Origin of the sequence: Catellatospora sichuanensis (genome assembly GCF_007483665.1) — a bacterium.
In the GTDB taxonomy this organism is placed as follows: Bacteria; Actinomycetota; Actinomycetes; order Mycobacteriales; family Micromonosporaceae; genus Catellatospora; species Catellatospora sichuanensis.
This window is the reverse complement of record NZ_VIQO01000026.1, coordinates 88,061-112,354: the sequence shown is the minus strand read 5'-3', so window position 1 is coordinate 112,354 and position 24,294 is coordinate 88,061. Positions and strand designations below refer to the sequence as shown.

At 71.3% G+C, this 24,294-nt stretch carries 23 protein-coding genes; 15 read left to right on the top strand and 8 right to left on the bottom strand.

Annotated elements, in window-relative coordinates:
• The first annotated feature begins 34 nt into the window (after positions 1-34).
• Positions 35-931 (top strand): hypothetical protein, encoded by an 897-nt coding sequence (locus FLL47_RS32290; RefSeq protein ID WP_144126289.1) that lies wholly within the window; start codon positions 35-37, stop codon positions 929-931.
• Between the two features lie 17 nt (positions 932-948).
• Here FLL47_RS32290 and FLL47_RS32285 read toward each other — a convergent pair whose 3' ends face one another.
• Positions 949-2,367 carry a serine/threonine-protein kinase gene (locus FLL47_RS32285; protein WP_144126287.1) on the bottom strand — a complete coding sequence of 473 codons (1,419 nt, stop codon included), beginning with the start codon at positions 2,365-2,367 and terminating at the stop codon, positions 949-951.
• Between the two features lie 270 nt (positions 2,368-2,637).
• Here FLL47_RS32285 and FLL47_RS32280 point away from each other — a divergent pair, with 270 nt between their 5' ends.
• From FLL47_RS32280 to FLL47_RS32265, 4 genes are all read left to right on the top strand, one after another.
• Entirely contained in the window at positions 2,638-3,453 is an 816-nt protein-coding gene (locus FLL47_RS32280) for a lytic polysaccharide monooxygenase (protein ID WP_144126285.1), read from the top strand.
• Between the two features lie 212 nt (positions 3,454-3,665).
• Positions 3,666-4,247, top strand: coding sequence for a DUF305 domain-containing protein (locus FLL47_RS32275; protein ID WP_246158934.1), 582 nt, complete (start codon positions 3,666-3,668; stop codon positions 4,245-4,247).
• Positions 4,248-4,407: 160 nt separating this feature from the next.
• A complete protein-coding gene (locus tag FLL47_RS32270; RefSeq protein WP_144126283.1) occupies positions 4,408-4,932 on the top strand; it encodes an RNA polymerase sigma factor in 525 nt (174 codons plus the stop codon).
• The gene (locus tag FLL47_RS32265) at positions 4,929-5,378 is read left to right on the top strand and encodes a hypothetical protein (RefSeq protein ID WP_144126281.1); all 450 of its coding nucleotides are present in this window, start codon (positions 4,929-4,931) and stop codon (positions 5,376-5,378) included. Before FLL47_RS32270 ends, FLL47_RS32265 begins: the two co-directional genes overlap by 4 nt.
• Positions 5,379-5,461: 83 nt before the next feature.
• Here FLL47_RS32265 and FLL47_RS32260 read toward each other — a convergent pair whose 3' ends face one another.
• The 3 genes from FLL47_RS32260 to FLL47_RS32250 are packed head-to-tail and all read right to left on the bottom strand — an operon-like array spanning position 5,462 to position 8,004.
• A complete protein-coding gene (locus tag FLL47_RS32260) occupies positions 5,462-5,869 on the bottom strand; it encodes a DUF7660 family protein (RefSeq protein ID WP_144126278.1) in 408 nt (135 codons plus the stop codon).
• A gap of 56 nt (positions 5,870-5,925) precedes the next feature.
• Positions 5,926-6,942, bottom strand: a complete 1,017-nt coding sequence (locus FLL47_RS32255; RefSeq protein ID WP_144126276.1) for an acetylxylan esterase — start codon at positions 6,940-6,942, stop codon at positions 5,926-5,928.
• A gap of 6 nt (positions 6,943-6,948) precedes the next feature.
• Entirely contained in the window at positions 6,949-8,004 is a 1,056-nt protein-coding gene (locus FLL47_RS32250; protein WP_144126274.1) for a LacI family DNA-binding transcriptional regulator, read from the bottom strand.
• A 312-nt stretch (positions 8,005-8,316) separates the two neighbouring features.
• Here FLL47_RS32250 and FLL47_RS32245 point away from each other — a divergent pair, with 312 nt between their 5' ends.
• The 6 genes from FLL47_RS32245 to FLL47_RS32220 all read left to right on the top strand — a co-directional run bounded on the left by FLL47_RS32245 (position 8,317) and on the right by FLL47_RS32220 (position 16,255).
• Positions 8,317-9,309, top strand: coding sequence for an ABC transporter permease (locus tag FLL47_RS32245; protein ID WP_144126272.1), 993 nt, complete (start codon positions 8,317-8,319; stop codon positions 9,307-9,309).
• A complete protein-coding gene (locus FLL47_RS32240; RefSeq protein WP_246158932.1) occupies positions 9,306-10,241 on the top strand; it encodes a carbohydrate ABC transporter permease in 936 nt (311 codons plus the stop codon). Before FLL47_RS32245 ends, FLL47_RS32240 begins: the two co-directional genes overlap by 4 nt.
• A gap of 56 nt (positions 10,242-10,297) precedes the next feature.
• The gene (locus FLL47_RS32235) at positions 10,298-11,932 is read left to right on the top strand and encodes an ABC transporter substrate-binding protein (protein ID WP_144126268.1); all 1,635 of its coding nucleotides are present in this window, start codon (positions 10,298-10,300) and stop codon (positions 11,930-11,932) included.
• A gap of 69 nt (positions 11,933-12,001) precedes the next feature.
• Positions 12,002-13,549 (top strand): GH39 family glycosyl hydrolase, encoded by a 1,548-nt coding sequence (locus FLL47_RS32230; protein ID WP_144126266.1) that lies wholly within the window; start codon positions 12,002-12,004, stop codon positions 13,547-13,549.
• Positions 13,542-14,225: a hypothetical protein gene (locus FLL47_RS32225; RefSeq protein ID WP_144126264.1), complete on the top strand. Its 684-nt coding sequence runs from the start codon at positions 13,542-13,544 to the stop codon at positions 14,223-14,225. Before FLL47_RS32230 ends, FLL47_RS32225 begins: the two co-directional genes overlap by 8 nt.
• A complete protein-coding gene (locus FLL47_RS32220) occupies positions 14,222-16,255 on the top strand; it encodes a beta-galactosidase (RefSeq protein ID WP_144126262.1) in 2,034 nt (677 codons plus the stop codon). Before FLL47_RS32225 ends, FLL47_RS32220 begins: the two co-directional genes overlap by 4 nt.
• Positions 16,256-16,353: 98 nt before the next feature.
• Here the strand turns inward: FLL47_RS32220 and FLL47_RS32215 are convergent, their stop codons facing one another.
• Together FLL47_RS32215 and manD are read right to left on the bottom strand one after the other, a co-directional pair.
• Positions 16,354-18,435 carry an alpha-glucuronidase gene (locus FLL47_RS32215; protein WP_144126260.1) on the bottom strand — a complete coding sequence of 694 codons (2,082 nt, stop codon included), beginning with the start codon at positions 18,433-18,435 and terminating at the stop codon, positions 16,354-16,356.
• A complete protein-coding gene (manD, locus tag FLL47_RS32210) occupies positions 18,425-19,648 on the bottom strand; it encodes a D-mannonate dehydratase ManD (RefSeq protein WP_144126258.1) in 1,224 nt (407 codons plus the stop codon). The genes FLL47_RS32215 and manD overlap by 11 nt, the downstream gene beginning before the upstream one ends.
• Before the next feature lie 103 nt (positions 19,649-19,751).
• Between manD and FLL47_RS32205 the strand changes: the two genes are divergently transcribed.
• Entirely contained in the window at positions 19,752-20,489 is a 738-nt protein-coding gene (locus FLL47_RS32205; RefSeq protein WP_144126255.1) for a FadR/GntR family transcriptional regulator, read from the top strand.
• A 57-nt stretch (positions 20,490-20,546) separates the two neighbouring features.
• Here the strand turns inward: FLL47_RS32205 and FLL47_RS32200 are convergent, their stop codons facing one another.
• Positions 20,547-21,512, bottom strand: coding sequence for an alpha/beta hydrolase (locus FLL47_RS32200; RefSeq protein ID WP_144126252.1), 966 nt, complete (start codon positions 21,510-21,512; stop codon positions 20,547-20,549).
• Positions 21,513-21,644: 132 nt separating this feature from the next.
• A complete protein-coding gene (locus FLL47_RS32195; protein WP_144126249.1) occupies positions 21,645-22,547 on the bottom strand; it encodes a LysR family transcriptional regulator in 903 nt (300 codons plus the stop codon).
• A 167-nt stretch (positions 22,548-22,714) separates the two neighbouring features.
• On the opposite strand from FLL47_RS32195, the gene FLL47_RS32190 reads away from it, so the two are divergent.
• The 3 genes from FLL47_RS32190 to FLL47_RS32180 all read left to right on the top strand — a co-directional run bounded on the left by FLL47_RS32190 (position 22,715) and on the right by FLL47_RS32180 (position 24,261).
• Complete coding sequence (locus tag FLL47_RS32190; protein WP_144126246.1) at positions 22,715-23,074, top strand: DUF1801 domain-containing protein; 360 nt, start codon at positions 22,715-22,717, stop codon at positions 23,072-23,074.
• Positions 23,074-23,478, top strand: a complete 405-nt coding sequence (locus FLL47_RS32185; protein WP_144126243.1) for a VOC family protein — start codon at positions 23,074-23,076, stop codon at positions 23,476-23,478. Before FLL47_RS32190 ends, FLL47_RS32185 begins: the two co-directional genes overlap by 1 nt.
• A 153-nt stretch (positions 23,479-23,631) precedes the next feature.
• On the top strand, positions 23,632-24,261 hold the full coding sequence (locus FLL47_RS32180; RefSeq protein WP_144126240.1) for a hypothetical protein: 630 nt from the start codon (positions 23,632-23,634) through the stop codon (positions 24,259-24,261).
• The last annotated feature ends 33 nt before the right edge of the window (positions 24,262-24,294 follow it).

Here is a 24,294-nt window from a genome sequence, read left to right as displayed (position 1 = left end):
TGCCCCGCCCGCCGGCTCCGATAGGGTGCGCCCGGTGAACGATCGGCGCTGGGAAGTCGAGCCAGGCGCAGGCGTCGGGCCGCTGCGGTTCGGTATGGCACGCGCCGAGCTGCGGGCGCTGCTGGGCCCGTCCAGCGGGTTTCGGCGTGGCGGGTATTCGGAGCACCTGACCGACCAGCCAGCCAACGGATCAGCGCTGGTGACCTGCTCGCCGGAGGAGGGCCTGTACCTCATCGAGATCCCGGACCCGGACGGTGTCACCTATCGGGGCGTGCCCCTGGCCGGTCCGGCGGCCGAGGTGATGGCGGCGCTGCGCGGGATCGGTGTCGACCTGGTGGAGGACAGCTCCGGCTGCACCTTCGCCGAGCACAGCATCGCCCTCTACGTGCCCTCCTCTGAACCGGACGCCCCAGTGGAGGCGGTGTCCGCGTTCGGGCCCGGTCGCGTGATGGACGTCAACGACCTGAACGAGTTCCCCGCGGGCGAGAGAGCGAGCGCGCCGGGGCGGGTGTACCAGGTTGTCAGTGGGGTCGGGGTGGGGCCGGTGCGGCTGGGCGAGCCGCGGGCGGATGTACGCCGCAAACTCAACGGCGGTATGAGCTGGACGCTCCCCCCGGGCTCGCGGGAGCCCGAAGAGGACCACTTCTGGGAGGACGGGCTGGTCGTGGAGTACGGTCCGGACGGTCTGGTCCGGCGGATCTTCGTGACGAAGGCGGACCGGGTCGACTATCACGGCGTCGACCTGAAACCGCCATATCCCGCGGTGCTCGACGACGTCAGGCAGGCGTTGCTCGCGGGCGGGCATACCGTTGTCGACGGTGAGGCGCTGCTGGACCTGCCCGGCACAGGTGTCCAGGTGTGGATCTCACGCGCCGACGCCGAGATGCCGCTGCCGGTCTGCGCCGTGGTCGTGTCCGCGATCCCGGACTGACCGGTCCACGCCGCGGCTCAGGTCTCGCCGTCGGCGAGGGTGTCGGCGAGGCGGCCCACGATCGGTTCCAGCACCCCGTACGCGCCATCCGACAGGTCACCGTCGCCGCGCATGTCGCGCAGCTTGGCCAGCAGCTCCCGGGCCTCGTCGGCGGCGTCGCCGTCGCCGTCGCGGCGCAGCCGCTTCTCGATGTCCTGGATCTGCTTGCGCAGCTCGGCGGCGTCCTTGCCGGCGATGCCGCCCGTGTGGGCCAGCCGGTCGATCTCCTGCCGCAGCTGCACCAGCGGGTCGGCGGGGCGGGCCGCCGAGGGCTTGGGCGCGGCGGGCCCGGTGGTGCTCGCCGCGTTCGACTTGGCGGTCGCGTTCGACGGCCCCGCCACGGCGGCGTTGCCGGCCGGCGCGCCGGCGGAGGCGAGCACGATGAGCATGAGCCCGGCCACAATGGCCACCACGGCCGCGGTGCCCCACAGCACCGGGCGCAGCCAGCGGTCGGGCCGGTCAGGCCGGGCGGATCTGGCGGCGCGCGAGGGCCGGGCGGGCGGGGGAGGTGGCACCGAGGCCACCCCGACCAGCGTGCCCGGCGCCGACCGGGCCACGGACGGCGACACCGGCGCCGAGATGAGGGTGTCCGACAGCTGGGCGGTCGCGTACGGGTCGGGCACGATCGCCTCGCCGATGGTCAGCAGCTGCGCGGCGACCTGCTCGGCGCTGCCCGGCCGCTGCCCGGGGTCGGCCGCGGTCAGCCGACCGGTGAGTTCCGCGAGCTGCGTGGGCACACCGGCGCGCAGTAGATCGTCGCGTACGCCGTCGCCGTCGTGCCCGGCCGGCGGCGGGGCACCGGTGAGCATCGCATACAGCGAGCAGCCCAGCCCGAACACGTCGGTGCGCGCGTCGACCGGGCCGCCCGCGGCCTGTTCGGGCGCGGTGTAGCCGCGGGTGCCCGCGACCAGTGACGGGTACGCCGCCTCCTGCCACGCCGCGATGCCGAAGTCGCACACCTTGACCATGCCCGACGAGTTGACCAGCAGGTTGGCCGCGGTCACGTCGCGGTGCACGATGCCGGCGGAGTGCGCGGCGGCCAGCGCGGCGCACGTCTGCACGGCGATGCCGACGGCCTGGTCGCGGTGCAGCGGGCCGTCCTGCAGCAGGGTGTGCACGCTGGGCCCGTCGACCAGTTCCATCACCACGTAGGCGTCGTCGGTTTCGACCGCGACGTCGTACACCGCGACGATGTGCGGGTGCGGCAGCGCGGCAACGGCCTGCGCCTCACGCCAGAAGCGCTGTCGTGTCGCGGTGTCGGCGAATCGCGCGGGGTCCAGGATCTTCACCGCGACCGGGCGGCGCAGGCGCAGATCGCGTCCACTCCAGACGGTGGCCATGCCACCGTGCCCGATCTCCTCGTCGACCTGGTACCGGGCGCCCAGCAGTCTGCCCATTCCGTGGCTCTACCCGCCCCGGCGGCCCGCAAACCGATCCGCACCGATGTCACCCTTCCGCGCCCCGCCGCGCTGCGGCGCGAGTCGGGAAGACAACCGGGTCCGGCCGAGGTTTATGCGGATCTTGTGGGGCGTTTAAGGTCTCCACAAGGGAGTTCTCCGTAGCGTTCCGGTCATCGGCCGTGCACCGCGGTCGCCGCCGCACGCCGCCGCCCCGTCAGCCGGGCTGCCGGCCGTGTGCGTGCCCCCGGCAGGAACGGAGTTCATCCCATGCGAAGACTGGTCGCCTACCCGCTGGTGGCGCTGGGTCTCGTGACCGCGTCACTGGCGGTCGCCTCGCCCGCGTCCGCCCACGGGTACGTCTCGTCGCCCCCGAGCCGCCAGGCGCTGTGCGCGTCGGGCAGGGTCGGCGACTGCGGCCCGATCCAGTACGAGCCGCAGAGCGTCGAGGGCCCGAAGGGGCAGCGCAACTGCCACGGCGGCCTGGCACAGTTCGCCGTGCTGAACGACAACGGCCGCAACTGGCCCGCGACCTCGGTCGGCTCCTCGGTCACCTTCAACTGGGTGCTCACCGCCCGGCACTCCACCAGCAGTTGGGAGTACTTCATCGGGGGCAGGCGGATCGCGTTCTTCGAAGACGGCGGCCGCCAGCCGAACGCGACCGTGTCACACCAGGTGAGCCTGGCCGGGTTCAGCGGCCGGCAGACCCTGCTGGCGATCTGGAACATCGGCGATACCCCGATGGCCTTCTACAACTGCATCGACCTGCAGATCGGCGGGGGCGGCCCGGCCCCGTCGCCGACCGCCGCGCCGTCGCCGACGGCCCGGCCCACCGCGTCGCCGACCGCGCGCCCGAGCGCCCGCCCGACGGTGCGGCCGTCGAGCCCGGCCGCGTCGCCGACGGCCCGCCCGACCGGCACCGCGCCCGGCGCGCCCACCGGTGCCGAGTGGGCCCCTGGGCGGACCTACCGGACCGGTGACGAGGTGACCTACCAGGGCGTGCGCTACCGCTGCCGGCAGTCGCACAGCTCGATCGTCACCTGGGAGCCGTCGTACTACACGCTCGCGCTCTGGCTGCCGATCTGACGGACTCCGGCGGGCCGTTCCCCCGTGCGGCCCGCCGGTCACCACCCCGCCGCTCCGACCGGCCGTCGCTCGGCCCCGCCTGCCGCGCCTCGCCCGCCGGTCGGCGACCGTCCCGCAGCGCTGTTCGCCGCGCTCCTGACCGCGGCTGTGGACTCGACCTTCCCGCGTACACCACCCCGGCGAACACGCCCCCTCCGAACAGGACCACGCCGATGAGAAAGATCCGGATCGCGCTGGCCACCGCCGCGCTCGCCCTGCTGGCCGCCTGCGGCACCGCCGCGCCCGAACCGGCGGCCTACCAGCCGCCCGCCGCGCCGGTGGCCGACGCGACGTTCAACGCGACCGACGTGATGTTCCTGCAGATGATGGTCACCCACCACACGCAGGGCCTGGAGATGGTCAAACTCGCCCGTACCCGCGGGACCAGCGAGGAGGTGGCGATGCTCGCGGGCGCGATCGAGGTCACCCAGACCACGGAGCTGGAGGTCATGCAGGGCTGGCTGAACACCTGGGGCGAGCCGACCACCGCCGGCCATGACCCGAACGCGCACGCTTCGCACGGTGGCCTGCCGATCACCGGCGCGGACGAGATGGCGGCGCTGCGCAAGGCGAGCGGCGCGCAGTTCCAGACGACGTTCCTGAACCTGCTGATCGGCCACCAGCACAATGCCGTCGAGATGGCCCGCATGGAGACCGACAGCGGCATCAACGCGCAGGTCAAGGACCTCGCCAACCGGATCACCCTGTCTCGCACCGAGCAGATCAAGCAGATGCTGGGCCTCGTCGCGGCCTGACCCCGCGCCCTGGCCGACCCGCGTCCGAAGGTCCCCGGTCGCGTGTCCGGAGCTCCGTCCGTGCTGCTCTGGCAGCATGGGCGGAGCTTCGGTTTTTCTCACGGCGATGGCGTGAACCTGGACGTCCCGTCCGGCGACTGTGCTGGGCGAGGAGGCAGGCATGAGTAGTGACGAGCTGCTGGTGGTCCGCTGCCGGCTCGGTGAGCGGGACGCGCTCGCGGAGCTGGTGCGGGCCTGGCACGCGCCGGTGTGGGGATACGTGCGGCGCATGATCGGCCCGGCCGAGGCCGACGACGTGACGCAGGAGGTGTGGCTCGCCGTGGTGCGCGGGCTGCCGGGGCTGCGGCAGCCGGAGCGGTTCACGCCGTGGCTGTTCACGATCGCGCGGCGGGCGGTGACCAACCGGCTGCGGGCCGAGTACGCCCGGCCCGAGATCGCGACCGATGCCGAGCCGGTGTCACCCGATCCCGCAGACGCGCTGGTGGACCGGGCTGAGCTGGTGGCCGGGCTGGCGGCGCTGCCGGCCCGGGAGCGGGAGGTGCTGATCCTTTTCCATCTCGAGGACCTGCCGCTGGAGACGTGCGCGCTGATCTGCGACGTACCCGTCGGCACGGTCAAGTCCCGCCTGTCCCGTGCGCGGCGCCTGCTGCGCGAGGAAATGAACCGGAAGGAAGGCCGCCCGTGAACGCCGACGAACTCATCTCCCGACTGTCCGGCCCGCTGTCGTTGCGCCGCCGGGTGGCCACCACCGTCGCGCTGCTCGGCGGCCTGCTCGGGGCCGCGTTCGTCGGCCTGCTGTGGCTGAGCGAGCCGGTGTTGCCGTTGCGCACGCAGCTCGCCTTCGGGGCGCTGGTGCTGGTCGGGCTGGGCTGGGCCGGTTACGGCAGCTGGGTGCTGTCCCGGCGTACGCCGCTGTTCGCGCTCGACCGCGTGATCGCCGGCTGGCTCGCGCTGGCCGCATCCGGCCTGCTCGCGGGGCTGACCGCGCTGGTGGCGCTGACCCGTGGCGGAGTGCACTGGGCTGCATACCTGATGGTCGTGGTGCTGCTCATGGTCGCGGCGGGCAACCTCGTCCGGGCCCGGGCGTTGCGCGGCGCGCTGCTGCGCCGCAAGCGCGAGCTGGGCGGCTGAGTCCCACCGGCCGAAGCCCCGTCCATGCCGTGGACCGGCATGGACGGGGCTTCGATCATGTGCGGGGCGGGGGCGCACCCCTGCTACTCGTATACGGTGGCGGCTCGGAGCGCCTCCGCCGCGACCTGCCACCCGTCAGCCGGAACCGCCCGGCCGCGCCCGGCGTAGTAGCCGTCGCTGTCGTCCAGCCAGGCCGCGAGCGCCGCCAGGTAGTCCGGCACGGTGTGGTTCTCCCAGTTCGCGGGTGGTTCGCCGGCCGACCAGTCGGCGAGCAGTTCGCGCACCGTGGCGGCCAGCCGCTCCTTGTGTCGCACGGCAGGGGCGGAGGGGCATCCGGCGATCCCGCAGTCGTCGTCCGGGTCGGTCGGATCGTGTTCGAACTCGTAGTGGAAGCACACCCAGTGCATTCCTTCGAAAAGGCCGGCGGGGTCGCGGTGTGCGGCCAGGGCGCGTCCGCAGCGTCGGCAGCGCGTCTCAGTGGAGGCAGGCATGGCCACATCATCCGGTTCGGGCCGGGAGGCGGTATGTCGCACCCGGCCCGGTCGGCTCAGGGGGTGGCGGAGTCCCGGTCGGCGTGCAGGACCGAGGACAACCAGGCGAGCTGCCGCTGTACCTGGTAGGCCTCGCCGCCCTCGTGGTGGTTGAACGGGTAGGCGTGGATCTCGCGGGTGGGGCGTTGCGGGCGGCCGTTGGCGGCGCCGTAGTGGTTGTGGGCGGCGAATACGCCGCTGGGTGGGCAGACGTTGTCGCGCAGGCCGGTGCCGAAGTGCGCGGGGGCGACGGCGCGGCGGGCGAAGGCGACGCCGTCGACGTAGGACAGGGTGCGCCGGACGGCGTCCTCGGCCTCGCGGTGCACGGCCAGGAAGTTGACGATCTCGCCGTACGGCGGGGCGTCGGTGATCTCGATGGCGCGCTGGAGGTGGCACAGCAGCGGTGCGGTGGTGATCAGCGCGGCGAGGTCGGGTACGAGTCCGGCGACCGCGAGGGCCAGGCCGCCGCCCTGGCTGTTGCCGGTGGCGACGATCCGGTCGGCGTCGACGCCGGGCAGGGCGCGGGCGGCTTCGACGGCTCGGACGGCGTCGGTGATGAGCCGCCGGTAGTAGTAGTCGTGCGGGTCGAGGATGCCGCGGGTGGACGGCCACGGCCCGCCGAGCGCGGTGCCGTGCGGGTCGGGGGTGTCACCGCCGCTGCCGTACTGGCCGCCCTGCCCGCGGGCGTCCATGAGCAGGTGCGCGTAGCCGGCGACGGGCCAGGTCAGCCGTTCGTGGGGCAGTCCGCGGCCGCGGCCGTAGCCGACGTATTCGACGATCGCGGGCAGTGGGGTGTCGTCTCCGGCGGGGCGGGTGTACCAGGCGCGGACGGGGTCGCCGCCGAAGCCGGTGAAGGTGACGTCCCAGGTGTCGAGCAGGGGCAGGCCGGTGCGCACCGGCCGGACGTCGCCGAGCACCGGGTGGGCGGCGGTCTCCTTGAGGGTCGCGGACCAGAACTCGTCGAAGTCGGCGGGTTCGGCGACGTCGGGCGTGTGGTGCCGGAGCTGGTCGAGCGGTAGGTCGAACAGGGGCATGGGTCCTCACCGGGTGTGCGGGGTAGGGCGCAGGTGCGGGGGTGGTGCGGTGGTCTCGCGGACGACGAGTTCGGTCACCAGGTCGATCCGGCTGGTCGCGAGGTCGATCTTGTTGGCGAGGTCGAGCAGCATCTGGGCGGCGGCCCCGGCCATGTCGCGCAGCGGCTGGTGGATGGTGGTCAGGGCGGGGTCGGTCCAGGCGGCGACCGGCAGGTTGTCGTAGCCGATGACGGACAGGTCGTCGGGCACGTGCAGGCCGAGTTGGCGGGCGGCGCGCAGCACGCCCATGGCCTGCATGTCCGACCCGGCGAAGATGGCGGTGGGCCGGTCGGGCCGGGTGAGCAGGTCCATGGCGTGCTCGTGGCCGGTGGCGACGTAGAAGGTGCCGTGCCGGACGAGGTCGGGGTCGACGGGGAGGCCGGCCTCCTCGTGCGCGGCCCGGAATCCGGCGGTGCGGGCGCGGCTGCACAGCACGTCGGTCGGGCCGGAGATGACCGCGATCCGGCGGTGGCCGAGTTCCAGCAGGTGGCGGGTGGCGAGCAGGCCGCCGCTCCAGTTGTTGGCGCCGACGGTGGGCACGGAGGCGGAGGTGGCGCTGTCGGTGTCGATGACGACGAACGGGATCGCGCGGCGGTGCAGTTGCTGCCGTTGGGGTTCGGTGAGGTGGCACTGGACGAACAGGACGCCGCGGGGTCTGCGGGCGAGCACCCCGTCGAGCCATTCCTGTGGCGGCCGGTGGCGGCCGTCGAGCTGGGACAGCACGACGTCGATCCTGGCGGGGGCGGTGACCGTCTCGATGCCGCGGATGATCTCCATCGCCCAGGTGGAGTCGTATTCGTGGAAGACGAGGTCGATCTGGCCCGCTCCGGTGGGCAGCCGCCGGGAGCGGCGGCGGTAGCGGTTGCGTTCGAGGCTGGCTTCGACGCGGGCGCGGGTCACGGCGGAGACGTCGAGGCGGCCGTTGAGGACTTTCGAGACGGTGGCGGTGGAGACGCCGACCTCGTCGGCGATGGCCGCGATCGTCACCGCGCCGGATCCGGCGCTCGGACGGGACTTCGTCATCTTTGCCTCGCCAGCTGCCTCGGAAGTTTCGGAACGAACTCTAACACCACGATCGGCATTCTCGGCGAGCGTGATGTTACGCGGGATCGAGGACATCGATGGTCCTCCCCGGACGGTCACGCACTGCAATCGTTTGCGTCAGCAGTTCAACGACCCTTGACACGCTCCGGCGGGACGCTTAAGTTGCCCGGCACAGGTAACGCAATATTTCCGAAACTTTCGGTGAAACGCGGAGGTCGGCTCTCGCTGTCCGTAACGGACCGGGCGTGGTCGTACGGAATGCGCTTCGGCTTGAACAGGGGAGGTCCTCCGATGAGCGTGCCCGGGACGCTGGACCCGCCGCGGTCCACACCGGAGGCGACGCGGGCTACGCCCGACCCCGCGCCGCCCGTCCGCGCCCGGCGGCTGAGCTGGCGGCGGGCGCTGCGCCGGGACTGGCAGCTGTACTCGCTGGCACTGCTGCCGCTGCTGTTCTTCGCGGTCTTCCGCTACCTGCCGATGATCGGCAACGTCATCGCGTTCCGTAAGTTCCAGCCTGGCGGCAACCCGCTCGGGGAGTACTGGGTCGGGCTGCGCTACGTGGAGATGTTCCTCAACGACTCGACGTTCTGGAACGTGTTCACCAACACCCTGGTGCTGGGCGTGCTGACGCTGGTGGTCTGCTTCCCGCTGCCGATCGTGCTGGCGCTGCTGTTCAACGAGCTGAGCAGCCGCCGGCTCAAGCGCTTCGTGCAGTCGGTGTCCTATCTGCCGCACTTCCTGTCGGTCGTGATCATCGCGGCGATGGTGATGCAGCTGCTGAGCGTCGACGGCACGGTCAACCAGGTGGTGCGGGCGTTCGGCGGCGAGCCGATCTCGTTCCTGCAGCAGCCGGAGTGGTTCCGCACCATCTACGTCTCCTCGGAGGCGTGGCAGACCGTCGGCTGGGGCACGATCCTCTACCTGGCCGCGCTGACCACCGTCGACTCCGACCTGTACGAGGCGGCCCGCATCGACGGGGCCGGCCGGTGGCGCCAGACCTGGCACGTCACCCTGCCCGGCATCCGGCCGACCATGGTGACCCTGCTGATCCTCAACATCGGCACGTTCATGGCGGTCGGGTTCGAGAAGATCCTGCTGTTGTACAACCCGCTGACGTATCCCACCGGCGACGTGGTCTCCACGTACCTGTTCCGGATGGGCGTGCTGTCCAACAGCTTCAGCTACGCCGCCGCGATCGGCCTGTTCGAGGCCGTCATCGGCCTGACGCTGGTGCTGTCGGCCAATCTCATCGCCCGCCGCGCAGTAGGGACGAGCCTGTGGTGACCGTCGAGCAGCCCCCGATCTCGGCCCCGGCCCCGCCGCGCCCGGCCCTGCGGCGCAGGCGCGGATTGAAGGTCACCCGGGGTTACCGGGTGTTCCAGGCCGTCAACGCGGTCGTGCTGACCGTCGTGGTGATCGTGACGCTGTACCCGTTCGTCAACGTGGTGGCGCGTTCGTTCAGCCAGGAGGCCTACATCCGGGCCGGGCAGGTCAACCTGGTGCCGCGCGGGTTCAACCTGAGCACGTACAAGCTGGTCATGGCCGACGACATGTTCTGGGCCAACTACCGCAACACCGTGTTCTACACGGTCGTCGCGACCGCCGTCGCGATCGTCCTGACCACCTGCTACGCGTACGTGCTGTCCAAGAAGCAGCTGCGCGGCCGGTCGGCGCTGGTCGGCATCGCCGTGTTCACCATGTTCTTCTCCGGCGGCCTGATCCCGAACTACATCCTGGTCACCAGCCTGGGCCTGAAGAACTCGGTGTGGGCGATCGCGCTGCCGAACGCGATCAGCGTGTTCAACCTGCTGGTCATGAAGGCGTTCTTCGAGAGCATGCCGGTCGAGCTGGAGGAGGCCGCCGCCGTCGACGGCCTGGACACCTACCGCATCCTGTGGCGCATCGTGCTGCCGCTGTCCAAGGCCATGATCGCGACGATGGTGCTGTTCTACGCGGTGGCCTTCTGGAACTCGTGGTTCTCGGCCTTCCTCTACATGGACCAGTCCGAACTCTTCCCGGTCACCGTCTACCTGCGCAATCTCATCGCCGGGGCGACGGGTGCGGGCTCCGTCGGCGCAGCCGACGCCGATCTGCAAACGGCGGCCAACATCCAGGCCGTGACGATCGTGCTCACCGTCGTGCCGATCCTGCTGGTCTACCCCTTCGTCCAGAGGTATTTCGTGTCCGGCGTGATGCTCGGGGCGGTCAAGGGATGAACCGGCGCTTTTCGCAAGCCGCACCTCCCACTCCTCATCCTGAAAGGCGCAAACATATGGCAATCCGCTCTCGCAGACGCGTCGCGGCGTTCGCCGCGGCGCTGCTGGCCGTATCCCTGTCGGCGTGCACCGGCGAGGAACCCACCTCCGAGGACCTGTCCGGCAACCGCGTCGGCGCGATGACCGACTACGGCGTGAATGCGCAGTTCAAGGCCACCGAGGCGCTGAACTTCTCGATCCTGTACAACAACCACCCGAACTACCCGATCAAGAACGAGTGGCTGTTCTGGTCCGAGCTGACCAAGCGCACCGGCGTCACGCTGCAGCCGACCGCGGTGCCGCTGTCGGACTACGAGCAGAAGCGCAGCCTGCTCATCGGCGCGGGCGACGCCCCGCTCATCATCCCCAAGACCTACCCCGGCCAGGAGACCCCGTTCGTGGCCTCGGGCTCGATCCTGCCGGTCAGCGACTACATCGATCTGATGCCGAACTTCAAGGACAAGATCGCCAAGTGGAACCTGCAGCCTGACATCGACCAGCTGCGCCAGCTCGACGGCAAGTTCTACCTGCTGCCGGGCATACACGAGAACGTGTGGACGGACTACTCGCTCGGGGTGCGCACCGACATCCTCGCCCAGCTGAACCTCACCGCACCCAAGACCTGGGACGAGGTGTACACCATGCTCAAGGCGATGAAGGCGGCGTACCCGAACCAGTACCCGATGTCGGACCGGTGGAGCAAGCCCACCCCCGGCGGTGCGCTGTTCAACTACATGGCCGGGGCGTTCAGCACCAACGGCGGCTGGGGCTACCGCAACGACTACTGGGACGCCAACGCCAAGAAGTTCGTCTTCACCGGTGCCACCGACGGCTACAAGCAGATGGTCACCTACCTGAACAAGCTGGTGAAGGAAGGCCTGCTCGACCCGGAGAGCTTCACCCAGGACGACGACACCGCCATCCAGAAGCTCGCCACCGGCAAGTCGTTCGTGATCAGCGCCAATGCCCAGGAGCTGGTCAACAAGTACCGGACCACGATGGCCGCGACCCTGCCGAACGCGAAGCTGGTCAAGATCCCGCAGCCGACCGGCCCCGCCGGTGAGGTCAAGGCCGGCAGCCGCCTCGAGAACGGCGTCATGATCTCGAAGAAGGCCCGTGACAGCAAGAACTTCGTCGCGATGATGCAGTTCGTCGACTGGCTGTACTACTCCGACGCGGGCCAGGAGTTCGCCAAGTGGGGCGTGCCCGGCACCACCTACAACAAGGACGCCTCGGGCAAGTTCACGCTCGCGGCCGACGTCGACTACGTCAAGCTCAACCCCACCGCCACCAAGCACCTGCAGAAGGACTTCGGCTTCGGCAACGGCGTGTTCGCCTACGGCGGCACCACCCAGCTGCTCCAGTCGACGTTCTCCGCCGAGGAGCTGGAGTACCAGAAGGCGATGGACACCAGGAAGATCCTGCCCGTGCCGCCGCCGCACCCGTACGAGGACGCCGAGGCCGAGCAGGCCACCCTGTGGGAGACGCCGCTGAAGGACCACGTGTCCCAGATGACGCTGAAGTTCATCCTCGGTCAGCGTGACCTGTCCGAGTGGGACGCCTACGTCGCCGAGCTGAAGGCCAAGAACATGGACGCCTACATCGAGCTCGTCAACAAGGCCTACGACCGCTTCGCCAAGCAGCGGGGCTGACCCCGCCGGCCCGGCCGCGCCCTCGCGCGGCCGGGCCGTTCGCTCGTGCCCCGACGCAGAGGAACCGCCATGCGCATCCACGTACCCGAGACCGCCTCCGGCCGGCTCAGCGACGCCTGGCGTTTCTGCGTCGGCACCGGCCGCTTCGAGCTCGCCCTGCGGCGCGACTACCAGGACTCGCTGGCGATGATCCAGCGCGACATCGGCTTCCGGCACATCCGCGGGCACGGCCTGCTGTCCGACGGCGTCGGCGTGTACCGGCCGTACGAGTACCAGGGCGCGGGCCGGGTGCGGCACAACTTCACCTACGTGGACCAGGTCGTCGACGCCTACCTCGACCTCGGCATCCGGCCGTTCGTCGAGCTGGGCTTCATGCCCGCGGCCCTGGCCTCCGGCGAGCAGACGGTGTTCTGGTGGGGCGGCAACGTCACCCCGCCCCGCTCCTGGAGCCAGTGGGCCGACCTGGTCAAGGCGACCGTGGCCCACCTGGTCGACCGGTACGGCATCGAACAGGTGCGCACCTGGCCGATCGAGGTGTGGAACGAGCCCAACCTCAAGGAGTTCTGGGCCGGCGCCGACCGCGACGCCTACCACCGCCTGTACGAGGTCAGCGCGCACGCGGTCAAGGAGGTCGACGCGTCGCTGCAGGTCGGCGGCCCGGCGATCTCGCCCGGCGCGGACGACTGGCTGATCCCGTTCGCCGAGTTCACGGCCGAGCGCGGGGTGCCCGTCGACTTCGTCAGCAAACACGCCTACACCTCCGGGCCCGCCCAGCACGTGCCGTTCGGGGTGCACCAGACCCTCGCTCCGGCCGAGCGGCTGCTGGAGCAGTTCGCCAGCCCGCGGGAGCTGCTGGCGGCGACACAGCTGGCCGGGCTGCCGGTGCACATCACCGAGTTCAACTCCTCCTACCGGCCCGACAACCCGGTGCACGACACGGCCCTGCACGCCGCGTACCTCGCGCCGGTGCTGGCCAGCGGCGGCGACCTGGTCGACTCGTTCTCGTACTGGACGTTCAGCGACATGTTCGAAGAGACCGGGGTGCCGACGTCGCTGTTCCACGGCGGCTTCGGGCTGCTCACCCACCGGCAGCTGCGCAAACCCACCTACCACCTGTACGCGTTCATGGCCCGGATGGGCGAGCAGGTCCTCACCCGGGGCAGCGACCACCTGGTGACCCGCGACGACACGGGACGGGTCACCGTGCTGGCCTGGGCGCCGGTCGACGTCACCGGCGGTCCCGCGGTCGACGGGCACACGGTGCGCCTGTCCGTGCCGGTCGGCGCGCCGGGCACGCCGTCGGTGTACATGAACCGCTCCTCGGTCAGCGAGGAGGCCGGCAACGCCTGGGCGGCCTGGTGCGAGATGGGCCGACCGGCCTCGCCCCGGCCCCGCGAGCTCGCCGACCTGTACGAGGCCGCCGAACCGGCCCGCACCCACCGCAACCTGCCCCGCGTCGGCGGCTGCGTCGAGCTGGACCTCGTCCTGGCCAGGCACGAGGTGACCCTGGTCGAGCTGACCCCGGTCGTCGATGAGACCCCGCCGTGGTGGGACGACAACCGGCTGCTCGGCCTGAGCCGCCCGGCCCCGCAGCCTTCGGGGAGAAGTGATGGCTGACCTCGCTGCGGGCCGGTTCGGGCAGGGGGTGCTGTCGCGGGCTGCGGCGCTGGTCTACAGCCTGCTCGTGGTGGAGCTGCTGCTCGTGGCGAGCACGCTGCCCGGCCTGGTGCCGCTGGTGCTGCTGGCGCGCGACGCCAGCAACATCCCGCTGTTCGCGGCCTGCGCGCTGCCGCTGGGCCCGGCGGTGGCCGCCGCCCTGTACGCGCTGCACCACCACCGCGGCGACCTCGCCGACCTGACACCCGCCGCGGCGTTCCGGCGCGGCTACCGGGTCAACGCCGGGCCGGTGCTGCGGGTGTGGGCGCCGTGGCTGCTGTGGCTGACCGTCGTCGCGGTGAACCTCGCCCACCTCGACGCCGCCGGCGTGCCCCGGTGGTGGGCGGCGCTGCTGGTCGTGCTCGCCGTCGCGGCGGCCCTGTGGGGCACGAACCTGCTGGTGATCACGGCACTGTTCGACTTCCGGGTCCGCGACGCCGCCCGGCTCGCGTCGTACTTCCTCGTGTGCCGCCCCGCCGTCACCGTCGGCAACCTCAGCGTGCTCGTCGCGGCGGCCGGGCTCACCGTGCTGCTGTCCGAGGCGGTGCTCGTCCTGTTCGGCTCGGTGCTGGTGCTGGTGCTGCTGCGCAACTGCCGCCCGATGATCCACCAGATCTCCAGGGAGTACACCGCATGACGCTGCCCGCCACCACGAAGATCCCCTACGGCGGCGACTACAACCCCGAACAGTGGCCGCAGGAGGTGTGGACGCAGGACTACCGGCTGTTCGACGCCGCCCACATCGACACCGTCACCGTCGGCGTGTTCACCTGGGCGCTGACCCAGCCCGCGCCGGACGTGTACGACTTCACCACCCTCGACGCCATCGTCGAACGGGCCGCCGCCGAGGGCCGCGCGGTCTGCCTGGCGACCGGCACCGGCGCGCATCCGGCCTGGCTGGCCCGCGCCCACCCGGAGGTGACGCGGACCGACTTCGAGGGCCGACGGCACCGGTTCGGGCAGCGCCACAACTCGTGCCCCAGTTCGCCGGTGTTCCGGCGGCTGTCGGCCGAACTGGCCCGCCGCATCGCCGCCCGCTACGCCGACGAGCCCGCGGTGGTCGCCTGGCACGTGGGCAACGAGTACGGCGGGGCCTGCTACTGCGACCTGTGCGCGGCGGGCTTCCGGGACTGGCTGCGTGCGAAGTACCGCACCCTGGACCGGCTCAACCACGCTTGGTGCACCACGTTCTGGTCGCACACGTTCACCGACTGGGACGAGATCGAGGCCCCGTCGGCGCTGACCGAGCACTGGCGCGGCCCCGACCACACCGCCTTCCAGGGCATCACCCTGGACTATCTGCGCTTCATGTCCGACGCGATGCTGGCCAACTTCATCGACGAGAAGGCGGCCATCCGCGAGTCCAGCCCCGACGTCCCGGTCACCACGAACTTCATGGGCATGTACCGGCCGATCGACTACCACCGCTGGGCGGCGCACCTGGACTTCGCGTCCTGGGACAACTACCCGCCCGACGACCGGTCGGCGGCCCGGATGGCGCTGACCCACGACCTGATGCGCGGCCTCAAGGGCGGGCAGCCGTTCTGGCTGATGGAGCAGACTCCGAGCGTCACCGCATGCCGCGACGTGAACCCGCTCAAACGGCCCGGGATCAACCGCCTGTGGAGCTGGCAGGCGGTCGCGCACGGCGCGGACGCGGTGCTGTACTTCCAGCTGCGGGCCTCGCGGGGCGCGAGCGAGAAGTACCACGGCGCGGTCATCGGCCACGCCGGCCGCGCCGACACCCGGGTGTTCGGCGAGGTCGCGCAGCTCGGCGCGGAGCTGGACCGGCTCGGCGGCGCGAGCCTGGGCGCGCGGACCCCGGCGCGGGTCGCGCTGCTGTTCGACTGGGACAGCTGGTGGGCGCTGGAGATCTCCGACGGCCCGTCCCGGCTGGTCCGCTACCAGCAGGTCGTGCTGGCCTACCACCGGGCGCTGTGGGACGCCGGGGCCGACCTGGACGTGGTGCCGGTGACCGCCGACCTGTGCCGCTACGACGTGGTCGTCGCGCCCGCGCTGCACATGGTCAAGGGCGACCTGGTACGGCGGCTGGAGGCCGTCGCGGCGCGCGGCGGTTCGGTGGTGACGACGTTCCTGTCCGGGCGGGTCGACGAGGACGACAACGCGTTCCTGACCGACGTGCCCGGCCCGCTCGGACCGCTGATGGGCGTACGGGTCGACGAGTGGGACGCCCGCGAGCCCGACGTGGTCAACCCGGTGCTGCTGGAGTCCGGCGACGACCGCCTCGAAGTCGCGTCGCGGCTGCTGTTCGAGCTGGTCATCCCGCAGGGCGCGGCCGTGGTCGGCACCTACCGGGCCGACTTCTACGCGGGCACGCCCGCCGTCACGAGGAACACGTTCGGGACCGGGCACGGCTGGTATGTCGCCGCCGGTCTGGAACAGGACGGCGTCTCCTGGGTGATGCGGCAGGTGCTGGCCCGGCACGACCTGCTCGGCCCGTATGCCGACGTCGCCGACCTGGAGACGGCGGTGCGGATCGCCCCCGACGGGACCCGCCTGCGGTTCGTGCTCAACCACCGGGCCGACAAGGTCACGGTGACCGCCTGCGCCGACGGGGTCGACCTGCTGACGGGGGAGCGGGTCGAGGCCGGGCAGCCGCTCGCCCTCGACCCGCTCGGTGTCGTGGTGCTGCGCGAGACGGCCTGACGACGGTCCGGCCGAAAAGGCGGCCCGTGGGCGCGGGTCGCCGCTCTCGCGGTGTCACGCGGGTGCGGTGTGGGACTCCGCATCCGTGTGACGCCGCGTCAGTGGATCCGCCGGCCCGCCGCGTCCGGGATCCCGGACTTGCGCAAGAAGTACGTGTTGACCTGGTCGCGCCACTCCTGCGCGCAGCGGACCTGCTCGTCGAGGCGTTCGCGCACCCGGGCGTCCACGTCCGGGGCGACCAGGCCGCCGAGCCGCGCCCACTGCGAGCGCATCGCGACGACCCGTTCCGCGCCCGCGAAGTGGGTGTCGTAGATGTGCTGGATCACCGTCGTGCCGCTGTGCAGCACGTGCGTGTAGGGGACGTGATGGAAGAACAGCAGCAGCTCGTCGGGGCATGAGACGGCCGACTCGTACACCTGCGACCACGGCTTCGGGTACTGGCCGGTGAAGCCGGTGCCGGTGGCGCGGGTGCGGTCGACGCCGATGCCGTCGCGGTCGGCGAAGTGGTACGTGCCCCACGGCGTGTACTCGTAGCCGTCGACGTCGGGGCCGTAGTGGCTGCCGGGCCGGACCATGAACCCGACGCCCAGCGGCGCGGTGTAGGACTCGTAGGTCTGCCACGAGTCGTCCATGACCTCGTGCAGGGTCTGCCGCAGCAGCTCGGGGTCGGCGGTCGCCGCCGGGGTGAAGGTGAGGTCGATCCACTCGTCGAGGACCGCGGCCGGGTCCAGGTGGGGGTTCCAGGCGAGCCGGCCGAACGCGTACAGGTTGGCCTGGGCGAGGGGATGCCCGGTCCAGAACGGGTCGTCGCCCACGTTGGACACGGCGACCAGCCCGCCCTCGAACCCGGTCACGCTGTTGTCGGCGTGCCGCCCGGCGGCCACCGCCGCCACGGTCCGCCCGCCGCCCCAAGGCTCGAACGCCAGCACCTCGCGCCACAGCGGGCCGAGGTAGCACACGTGCCGCTGCTGGCCGGTGTACTCCTGGGTCACCTGCAACTCCACCGCGAGCCGGGTGCCGGGCATCGCGGCGATCACCGGCGACACCGGCTCGCGGGTCTGGAAGTCGATCGGGCCGTACTTGACCTGCAGGATCACGTTGTCGGCGAACTGCCCGTCGAGCGGGGCGAAGTGGTCGTACGCCGCGCGGGCCCGGTCGGTGGCGCGGTCGCGCCAGTCCTGCCGGTGGTCGTACACGAACGCGCGCCAGTGGACGACGCCGCCGAACGGCTCCAGCGCGGCGGCGAGGGTGTTCGCGCCGTCGGCGTGGGTGCGCCCGTAGCCGAACGGGCCGGGCTGGCCCTCCGAGTCGGCCTTCACCACGTATCCGCCGAAGTCGGGGATCGCCGCGTACACCTGCCGGGTCGTCTCCGCCCACCAGGCCCGCACGCCGGAGTCCAGCGGATCCGCGGTGGGCAGGCCGCCGAGCGCGGCGGGGGAGTTGAAGTTCACCGACAGGTGGGTTCGGACGCCGTACGGGCGCAGCACGTCGGCGAGCGCCGCGACGTCGCCGAGCCGGTCGGTGAGCAGGTGCGCCTCGGTGGCGTGCACGTTGACGTTGTTGACGGTGACCGCGTTGACGCCGATCGAGGCCAGCAGCCGGGCGTAGGCGCGGACCCGGTCCAGGTCGCGGGTGAGCCCGCCGTCCCGCCAGAAGATCGAACCGCCGGCGTAGCCGCGTTCGACCTGCCCCATCACCGGATGGGTGTCGATGTTGTCCCAGTGGTTCAGCATCCGGCGCGCCGTCACCGGGTGCTGGACCTCGATCGGCAGCGTCGCACCGAACGCCGCCTCGCCGAGCCGGACCACGTGGAACAGCCCGTGGAGCAGCCCCGCGGGCGCGTCCGCCAGGACCACGGTGACGCCGTCGCGCCGCCCCAGCGCGAAGCCCTCCGCGCCGAGCGTGCCCTGCCCGGCCCGCCGGTCCAGTTCGGCCAGCACCATCGCCGCCGGATCCGGCAGGCCGTCCGTGCCCGTCAGCGCCAACACCAGGTCGAACGGCACGCCGTCGGCCGCACGGTGCAGACTGCCGCCGTGGTGGGCGACGGCCTGCGCGATCTCCTGGGCGGCGGTCTCGGCGAGCACTCCGTCGCTCATGACCAGCACCCGGCGGGAGCCGACGGCCCGGAACGCCTCCGGCGGCAGCCAGGCCGCGTGCGGCGCGGGCAGGTCACCAGTCATGGACGGTGCCGTCCTTCAGCCGGTTCACGGGCAGGTACGCGGCCACGTACGGGAATCGCGCGGCAGCCTGCTCGTCGAGTTCGACACCGAGTCCGGGCTGTTCGCCGGGGTGCAGGTAGCCGTCGGTGAAGGTGAACGACTGCCGGAACACCTCGTCGGTCAGCGGGCCGTGCTGCATGTACTCCTGGATGCCGAAGTTGTGGATGGCCAGGTCCAGGTGCAGCGCGGCGGCCATGCCGACGGGGGAGATGTCGGTCGGCCCGTGGATGCCGGACTTGATCTGGTACTGCGCGGCGAAGTCGAGCAGCTTGCGCATGGCGGTGATGCCGCCGGTGTGCGTGACGGCGCTGCGCACGTAGTCGATGAGCTGCTCGCGGATGAGGGTCTGGTAGTCCCAGACGGTGTTGAAGACCTCGCCGATGGCCAGCGGCGTGGTGGTGTGCTGCCGCACCAGCCGCAGCGCCTCCTGGTTCTCGGCCGGGGTGCAGTCCTCCAGCCAGAACAGGTCGTAGGGCTCCAGGTCCTTGCCGAGCCGGGCGGCCTGGATCGGGGTCATCCGGTGGTGGCCGTCGTGCAGCAGCGGCAGCTCGGGCCCGAACTCGTTGCGTACGGCCTCGAAGACGCCGGGCAGGTGGCGCAGGTAGGCGCGGGTGTCCCAGTCCTCCTCGACCGGCAGCGGGGTGCGCTGTGCGGGTTCGTAGTCGTAGCGCTCGCCCTCGGTCTGGGCGGCGACGCCGTAGACCGCGTCGATGCCGGGTACGGAGGTCTGGATGCGGATGGACCGGAAGCCCAGGGCGAGGTGCTTGCGTACGGAGTCGAACAGTTCGGGCAGGTCCCGGCCGGAGGCGTGCCCGTACGCCATGATCCCGTTGCGGGAGGCGCCGCCGAGCAGCTGGTAGAGCGGCATACCGGCGGCCTTGGCCTTGATGTCCCACAGGGCCACGTCGACGGCGGCGATGGCCGCCATGGTGACCGGCCCGCGCCGCCAGTACGCCGACCGGTACAGGTACTGCCAGGTGTCCTCGATGCGGTGTGCGTCGCGGCCGAGGAGCAGCGGCACGACATGGTCCTGCAGGTAGGAGGCGACGGACAGCTCGCGGCCGTTGAGCGTGCCGTCGCCCAGGCCGGTGATGCCGTCCTCCGTCGTGATCTTCAGCGTGACGAAGTTGCGGTTGGGGCTGGTGACGATGACTTCCGCGGCGACGATTTTCACAAGGTGCCCTTTCTGGACGGTGCACCGGAGGGTTCGCCCGAAATGCTAGGCCCATAAATCAGACGTAATCAAGGCCAACCCGGAAACTGATATGTTGTATGGGATGGACACGCACCCGCCCGCCCCGCCGACCGGTGCCGCCTCCCGGCTGCATGCCCGTGTCCTCGACGAGCTCGGCGTCGCGATCTGCGGCGGCGGGTTCGCGCCCGGCACCGTGCTCTACGTCGACGAGCTGGTCGAACGGTGTGCCGTGTCGCGTTCGGTGGTCCGTGAGGTGCTGCGGGTGCTGGCCTCGATGGGCCTGGTCGAGGCGCGCCGCCGGGTCGGCACCCGGATCCGGCCGCCCGCCGACTGGAACGTCTTCGACCCGCAGGTGATCCGGTGGCGGTTGGCGTCGGACGAGCGGCTGGTCCAGCTGCGCTCGCTGACCGAGCTGCGGGCCGCGGTGGAGCCGCAGGCGGCCCTGCTCGCGGCCCGGCGGGCGTCCGCGGCCGACGCGGCCGAGCTGGTCGCGCTCGCCGCGAAGCTGTGGGCGGCGGCCGAGTCCGGTGACGAGCCCGGCTTCCTGAGCGCCGACATCGAGTTCCACCGGCGGGTGCTGCTGCACTCCGGCAACGAGATGTTCGCCGGGCTGCGCGAGCTGGTGGCCGAGTCGTTGACCGGCCGCCACCACTACCACCTCATGCCGCATCACCCCGACCAACGGGCGCTCACGCTGCATGCCGACGTCGCGCAGGCGATCCAGCGCCGCGACGGCGAGCGCGCCAGGACCGCGATGACCGCGCTCACGCAGCAGATCCACGACGAGATGAAGGACGGCTGGGAGCCGTCCGGCGGCTGACCGCGAACGTCCCGTGCCGGGCGGGACCCGGCACGGGCGTCTCGTGTGCAGGGTGGGTCAGACGCCGCTGAGGGTCTGGACGACGCCCCCGGCGAGCAGACCGTCGTAGTAGGCGCCGCCGGGGTGGTGGGTGGCGGTCGTGGTGCCTGCGACGCCGTCGACGGCCCAGGCGACGGCCAGGGTCTGCAGCGCGGCGACGTTCTGCGCCTGCGGTGTGCCGGAGGTCAGTGTGCACAGGCCGTCGGTGCTGGCGCCCTCGGCGTCGCAGTGGCAGCCGGTGGTCAGCCGCACGCCCAGGAACGGCCGCGGTACGTCGTTGGTCAGTTCGACGGTGCCGCTGGCGTTGCTGTTGGCCAGGTACGGCGGCGACGAGACGGCGTACATCGGCAGGCTGGTGGTCTTCAGCCCGTGGAACGCGTTGGCCATGCTCTGCCCGACCGGTGACTTCACCGGGTCGAGCAGCACCAGCGCCTTCACCTTGGCGAACTGGGCGGCGTACGAGGTGCGCAGCTTGTTGGCGACGTAGGAGGCGACCTCGGCGCCCGCGGAGTGGCCGGACAGCACGTAGCCGGTCGGCAGCGCCAGCCCGGCGCGGCCGGCCCTGGTGCGGGCGTCGGCGAAGCTGCGGCCCAGCTTGTCGCTGCTGTCGGTGGCCTTGCCGAGCAGGTCGGCGACGTTGTCGAGGAACGCGGTGTTGTTGCCGATGTTGTTGACCGTGCAGCCGTAGAGGTTGGCCGAGGGCAGCGTGGGCGCGAAGACCACGAAGCCCGCGGTGGCGTAGTGCTCGGCCAAATCCTGCAGGTTGCCGTTGCTGCGGGAGAAGCCGTGCTGCAGGTAGACCAGGCCGCGCGGGGTGCCGGTCGGGAAGTACCAGTCGACGTCGGCCTTCATGGTGTAGAAGGCGCAGCGGATGTCGACGGTGTTGCTGACCTCGACGACGCCGGGGGCGGCGGACGCGGGGGCCGGTGCGGCGAGCAAGGTGGCGGCGAGGGCTAGGGCGAGGGCGGCTCTGCGGATCGACATGGTGCCTCCGGTTTCCCTTAGTGGAACAGCGTTTCCCTTAGGGAAGATTAAGGAGGTCTATGCCGGGGCAGGTCAAGGCCTTCGATGTGCCAGATTGGACGGAGCCCCGGCGGCCGGTCGCTGAAACTGCGCTCAGCCCTGCGCGATCGCCACCGGGGTGTTGGCGTCCGTCGCGGCACGGACGAACTCGCGTACCCGCGCGGTGGTGTTGGACTCCAGCCAGACCGGCCCGCGCTCGATCGGCGGCGCGTCGGAGATCGGCACGTAGGCGATGTCCGGCCGCGGGTGGTACTGCCGCGTCTGCTCGCCCACCGGCAGCACCCCGCGGCCCAGCGCGACCAGCGACAGCATCTCGGAGAACGTCTTGCCCGACGGTCCCTTCGGCACCGGCCGGCCCGACGGCGTGTGCTCGGGTGTGCGGTCGCGCTTGAACTCCGCCGACGTCACCGCCGGGTACTGGATCACCGGGTGGTCGCCGAGCACCTCCAGCGGCACCGACTCCCGCCCGGCCAGCGGATGCGCCGCCGACACGGCCAGCACCCGCCGCTCCACCATCAGCGCCGGGCCGCGCGCCATCCCGTCGAACGGGTACGCCGCGACGAGGATGTCGATCGAGCCGTCCAGCAGGCTGGCCCGCGAGTTGTACAGCTGCACCTCGTGCACGTCGACCTCGCACTCGGGATGCCGGGCGGTGAACAGGTTGACCGCCTTGAGCAGCACCGGCGCCAGGTACTCGCCGAGGAACGCCACCCGCAGCCGCCCCGCCACACCGCGCCCGGCGTCGACGGCCCGGCGCAGCGCCTCGTCCATCTGCGCGACCAGCGGGGCCAGGTCGTCGGCGAGCTGCCGGCCGATGGGCGTGAGCCGCACGACCCGGCTGGTGCGCTCGAACAGCGGTGCACCGACGCGCCGCTCCAGTTTCTTGATCACGTGGCTGATGCGGCCGGTGGTCACGTGCAGACGCTCCGCCGTACGGCCGAAATGCAGCTCCTCGACCAGCGTCAGGAACGTCTCCAGTTCGTGCCGCTCCAGCATGCTGCCTCCGGTTCGTTGAATCCGAGTAAACGATCGTAGCCCGATCACGGCTTGGTCGGACCCGCCGGATGGCGAATCGTAAAGGGCGTCACCGGGTCACCGGACAGACCGGGGAGCACGGCAGACGGCCCGCCCCCGCCCCACCGCCGCCGGACGAGGAAGCAACCATGACGACCAACATCACCGACTACCTGACCGGGCTCGACGCCGCGCTGCGGGAGATCGGCGAGCAGGCGCGGCCGGTCATCGACGCCGCGCTGCCCGACGCCGGCAGCGCGATGTGGCACGGCCACCCCGTGTGGGGCCTCGGCGACGTCCCCGGACGCCGACCGATCTGCCTGCTCAAGGCGTACGGCTCGTACGTCACCTTCGGTCTGTGGCGCGGGCAGGAGATCACCGACCCGTCCGGCCTCCTGCAGCCGGGCGCCCGGCAGATGGCCTCGGTGAAACTGCGGTCCACCGCCGACATCGACGCGACGCTGTTCGCCGACTGGCTGCGCCAGGCCCGCGCCCTGGAGGCGAACTGATGACGCTGCGGGTCAAGGCCTTCGACCACCTGGTCCTCAACGTCACCGACGTCGAGCGGTCACTGGAGTTCTACTGCGGGCTGCTGGGCCTCGCACCGGTCCGGGTCGACGAATGGCGCGCCGGCCGGGTCGGCTTCCCCTCGGTGCGGGTCACCGCCGACACCATCATCGACATGGTCCGGCGGCCTCGCGGCGAGTCGAACGTCGATCACATCTGCCTGGTCGTCGACCCCCTCGACTGGCACGCCGTCATCGCCTCCGGCGTGTTCACCGTGCTGGAAGGACCGGTCAGCCGCTTCGGCGCCCGAGGCACCGCCACCTCGCTGTACGTTCAGGACCCCGACCACAACACCGTCGAGCTCCGCTGGTATCCGGCGGACGCCGAACCTCAGCCCGCCGCCTGACCGACCCCGGGAGCGCAGCCGCCTGAAGGGACCGACTCTCTTCGGGCGGCTGAGGCGCGTCGCAAGTCAGCCGGCCTGTCGGGGTGGCCTGCGGATCGTCGAGATCGACTACGCTTCGCACCGTCCTGTGGCGCAGCCGGACGGAGGTCGGACGTGGGCACCAGCTACCAGAATCTGCTCCTGATCGGAGAGATGGCGCCGTTGGAAAAGGTCGTCGCCATGGCCGCGACGGACGGGTGGCTGCTGCCTGCGGGACCCGGGCGGGTGGCGCTGCTGCCGAGAGAAGGCGACTTGGACGTCGCAGACGTGGCCGCCCCCGCGAAGCGGCTGAGCGCCGCGCTCGGCACACCTGTGCTCACGAACGAGGTCATCGACTCCGACGCGGTCATCATGACCGTCTACCAGGACGGCCGCGCCGTCCACCGGTACGTCTCCGACGAGGCGATGCTCGTCGACTGGTTCATCGACGACGACGGCAGGGCCATGTTCCGGATCGGCGAGGTCGAGTACCCCGCGGACGCTGCGCACCCGACCGGGCCGTCGGGCGCGGATCCGCAGGTCTTCGCACCGTTCGGAGTCGGCGCAGTGGATCGGGAACGCCTTGCCGCCGTCCTGCGCGGTGAGACCGGTGACGCCGAGCGCCTGCGGGCCGAGGAGCAGCACCGCCTTATCCTTGAGGTGCTGCACCTCGACCCGAGCGCGCTGACCACGGCATTCCGGGGGTTCCACGAGGAGGATCGGGCCGATGCGAGCAGAGTTCAGCGGGATACGACCTCGGCCTGAGGCTCCTTCCGTATCCATCCCGGACGGTCGGCA

Bases quoted from the DNA above. Each gene is read 5' to 3' on its own strand.
- FLL47_RS32285 (WP_144126287.1), bottom strand. From the start codon at position 2,367: ATGGGCAGACTGCTGGGCGCCCGGTACCAGGTCGACGAGGAGATCGGG.
- FLL47_RS32280 (WP_144126285.1), top strand. From the start codon at position 2,638: ATGCGAAGACTGGTCGCCTACCCGCTGGTGGCGCTGGGTCTCGTGACC.
- FLL47_RS32275 (WP_246158934.1), top strand. From the start codon at position 3,666: ATGAGAAAGATCCGGATCGCGCTGGCCACCGCCGCGCTCGCCCTGCTG.
- FLL47_RS32270 (WP_144126283.1), top strand. From the start codon at position 4,408: ATGAGTAGTGACGAGCTGCTGGTGGTCCGCTGCCGGCTCGGTGAGCGG.
- FLL47_RS32260 (WP_144126278.1), bottom strand. From the start codon at position 5,869: ATGCCTGCCTCCACTGAGACGCGCTGCCGACGCTGCGGACGCGCCCTG.
- FLL47_RS32255 (WP_144126276.1), bottom strand. From the start codon at position 6,942: ATGCCCCTGTTCGACCTACCGCTCGACCAGCTCCGGCACCACACGCCC.
- FLL47_RS32250 (WP_144126274.1), bottom strand. From the start codon at position 8,004: ATGACGAAGTCCCGTCCGAGCGCCGGATCCGGCGCGGTGACGATCGCG.
- FLL47_RS32245 (WP_144126272.1), top strand. From the start codon at position 8,317: ATGAGCGTGCCCGGGACGCTGGACCCGCCGCGGTCCACACCGGAGGCG.
- FLL47_RS32235 (WP_144126268.1), top strand. From the start codon at position 10,298: ATGGCAATCCGCTCTCGCAGACGCGTCGCGGCGTTCGCCGCGGCGCTG.
- FLL47_RS32230 (WP_144126266.1), top strand. From the start codon at position 12,002: ATGCGCATCCACGTACCCGAGACCGCCTCCGGCCGGCTCAGCGACGCC.
- FLL47_RS32225 (WP_144126264.1), top strand. From the start codon at position 13,542: ATGGCTGACCTCGCTGCGGGCCGGTTCGGGCAGGGGGTGCTGTCGCGG.
- FLL47_RS32220 (WP_144126262.1), top strand. From the start codon at position 14,222: ATGACGCTGCCCGCCACCACGAAGATCCCCTACGGCGGCGACTACAAC.
- FLL47_RS32215 (WP_144126260.1), bottom strand. From the start codon at position 18,435: ATGACTGGTGACCTGCCCGCGCCGCACGCGGCCTGGCTGCCGCCGGAG.
- FLL47_RS32205 (WP_144126255.1), top strand. From the start codon at position 19,752: ATGGACACGCACCCGCCCGCCCCGCCGACCGGTGCCGCCTCCCGGCTG.
- FLL47_RS32200 (WP_144126252.1), bottom strand. From the start codon at position 21,512: ATGTCGATCCGCAGAGCCGCCCTCGCCCTAGCCCTCGCCGCCACCTTG.
- FLL47_RS32195 (WP_144126249.1), bottom strand. From the start codon at position 22,547: ATGCTGGAGCGGCACGAACTGGAGACGTTCCTGACGCTGGTCGAGGAG.
- FLL47_RS32190 (WP_144126246.1), top strand. From the start codon at position 22,715: ATGACGACCAACATCACCGACTACCTGACCGGGCTCGACGCCGCGCTG.
- FLL47_RS32185 (WP_144126243.1), top strand. From the start codon at position 23,074: ATGACGCTGCGGGTCAAGGCCTTCGACCACCTGGTCCTCAACGTCACC.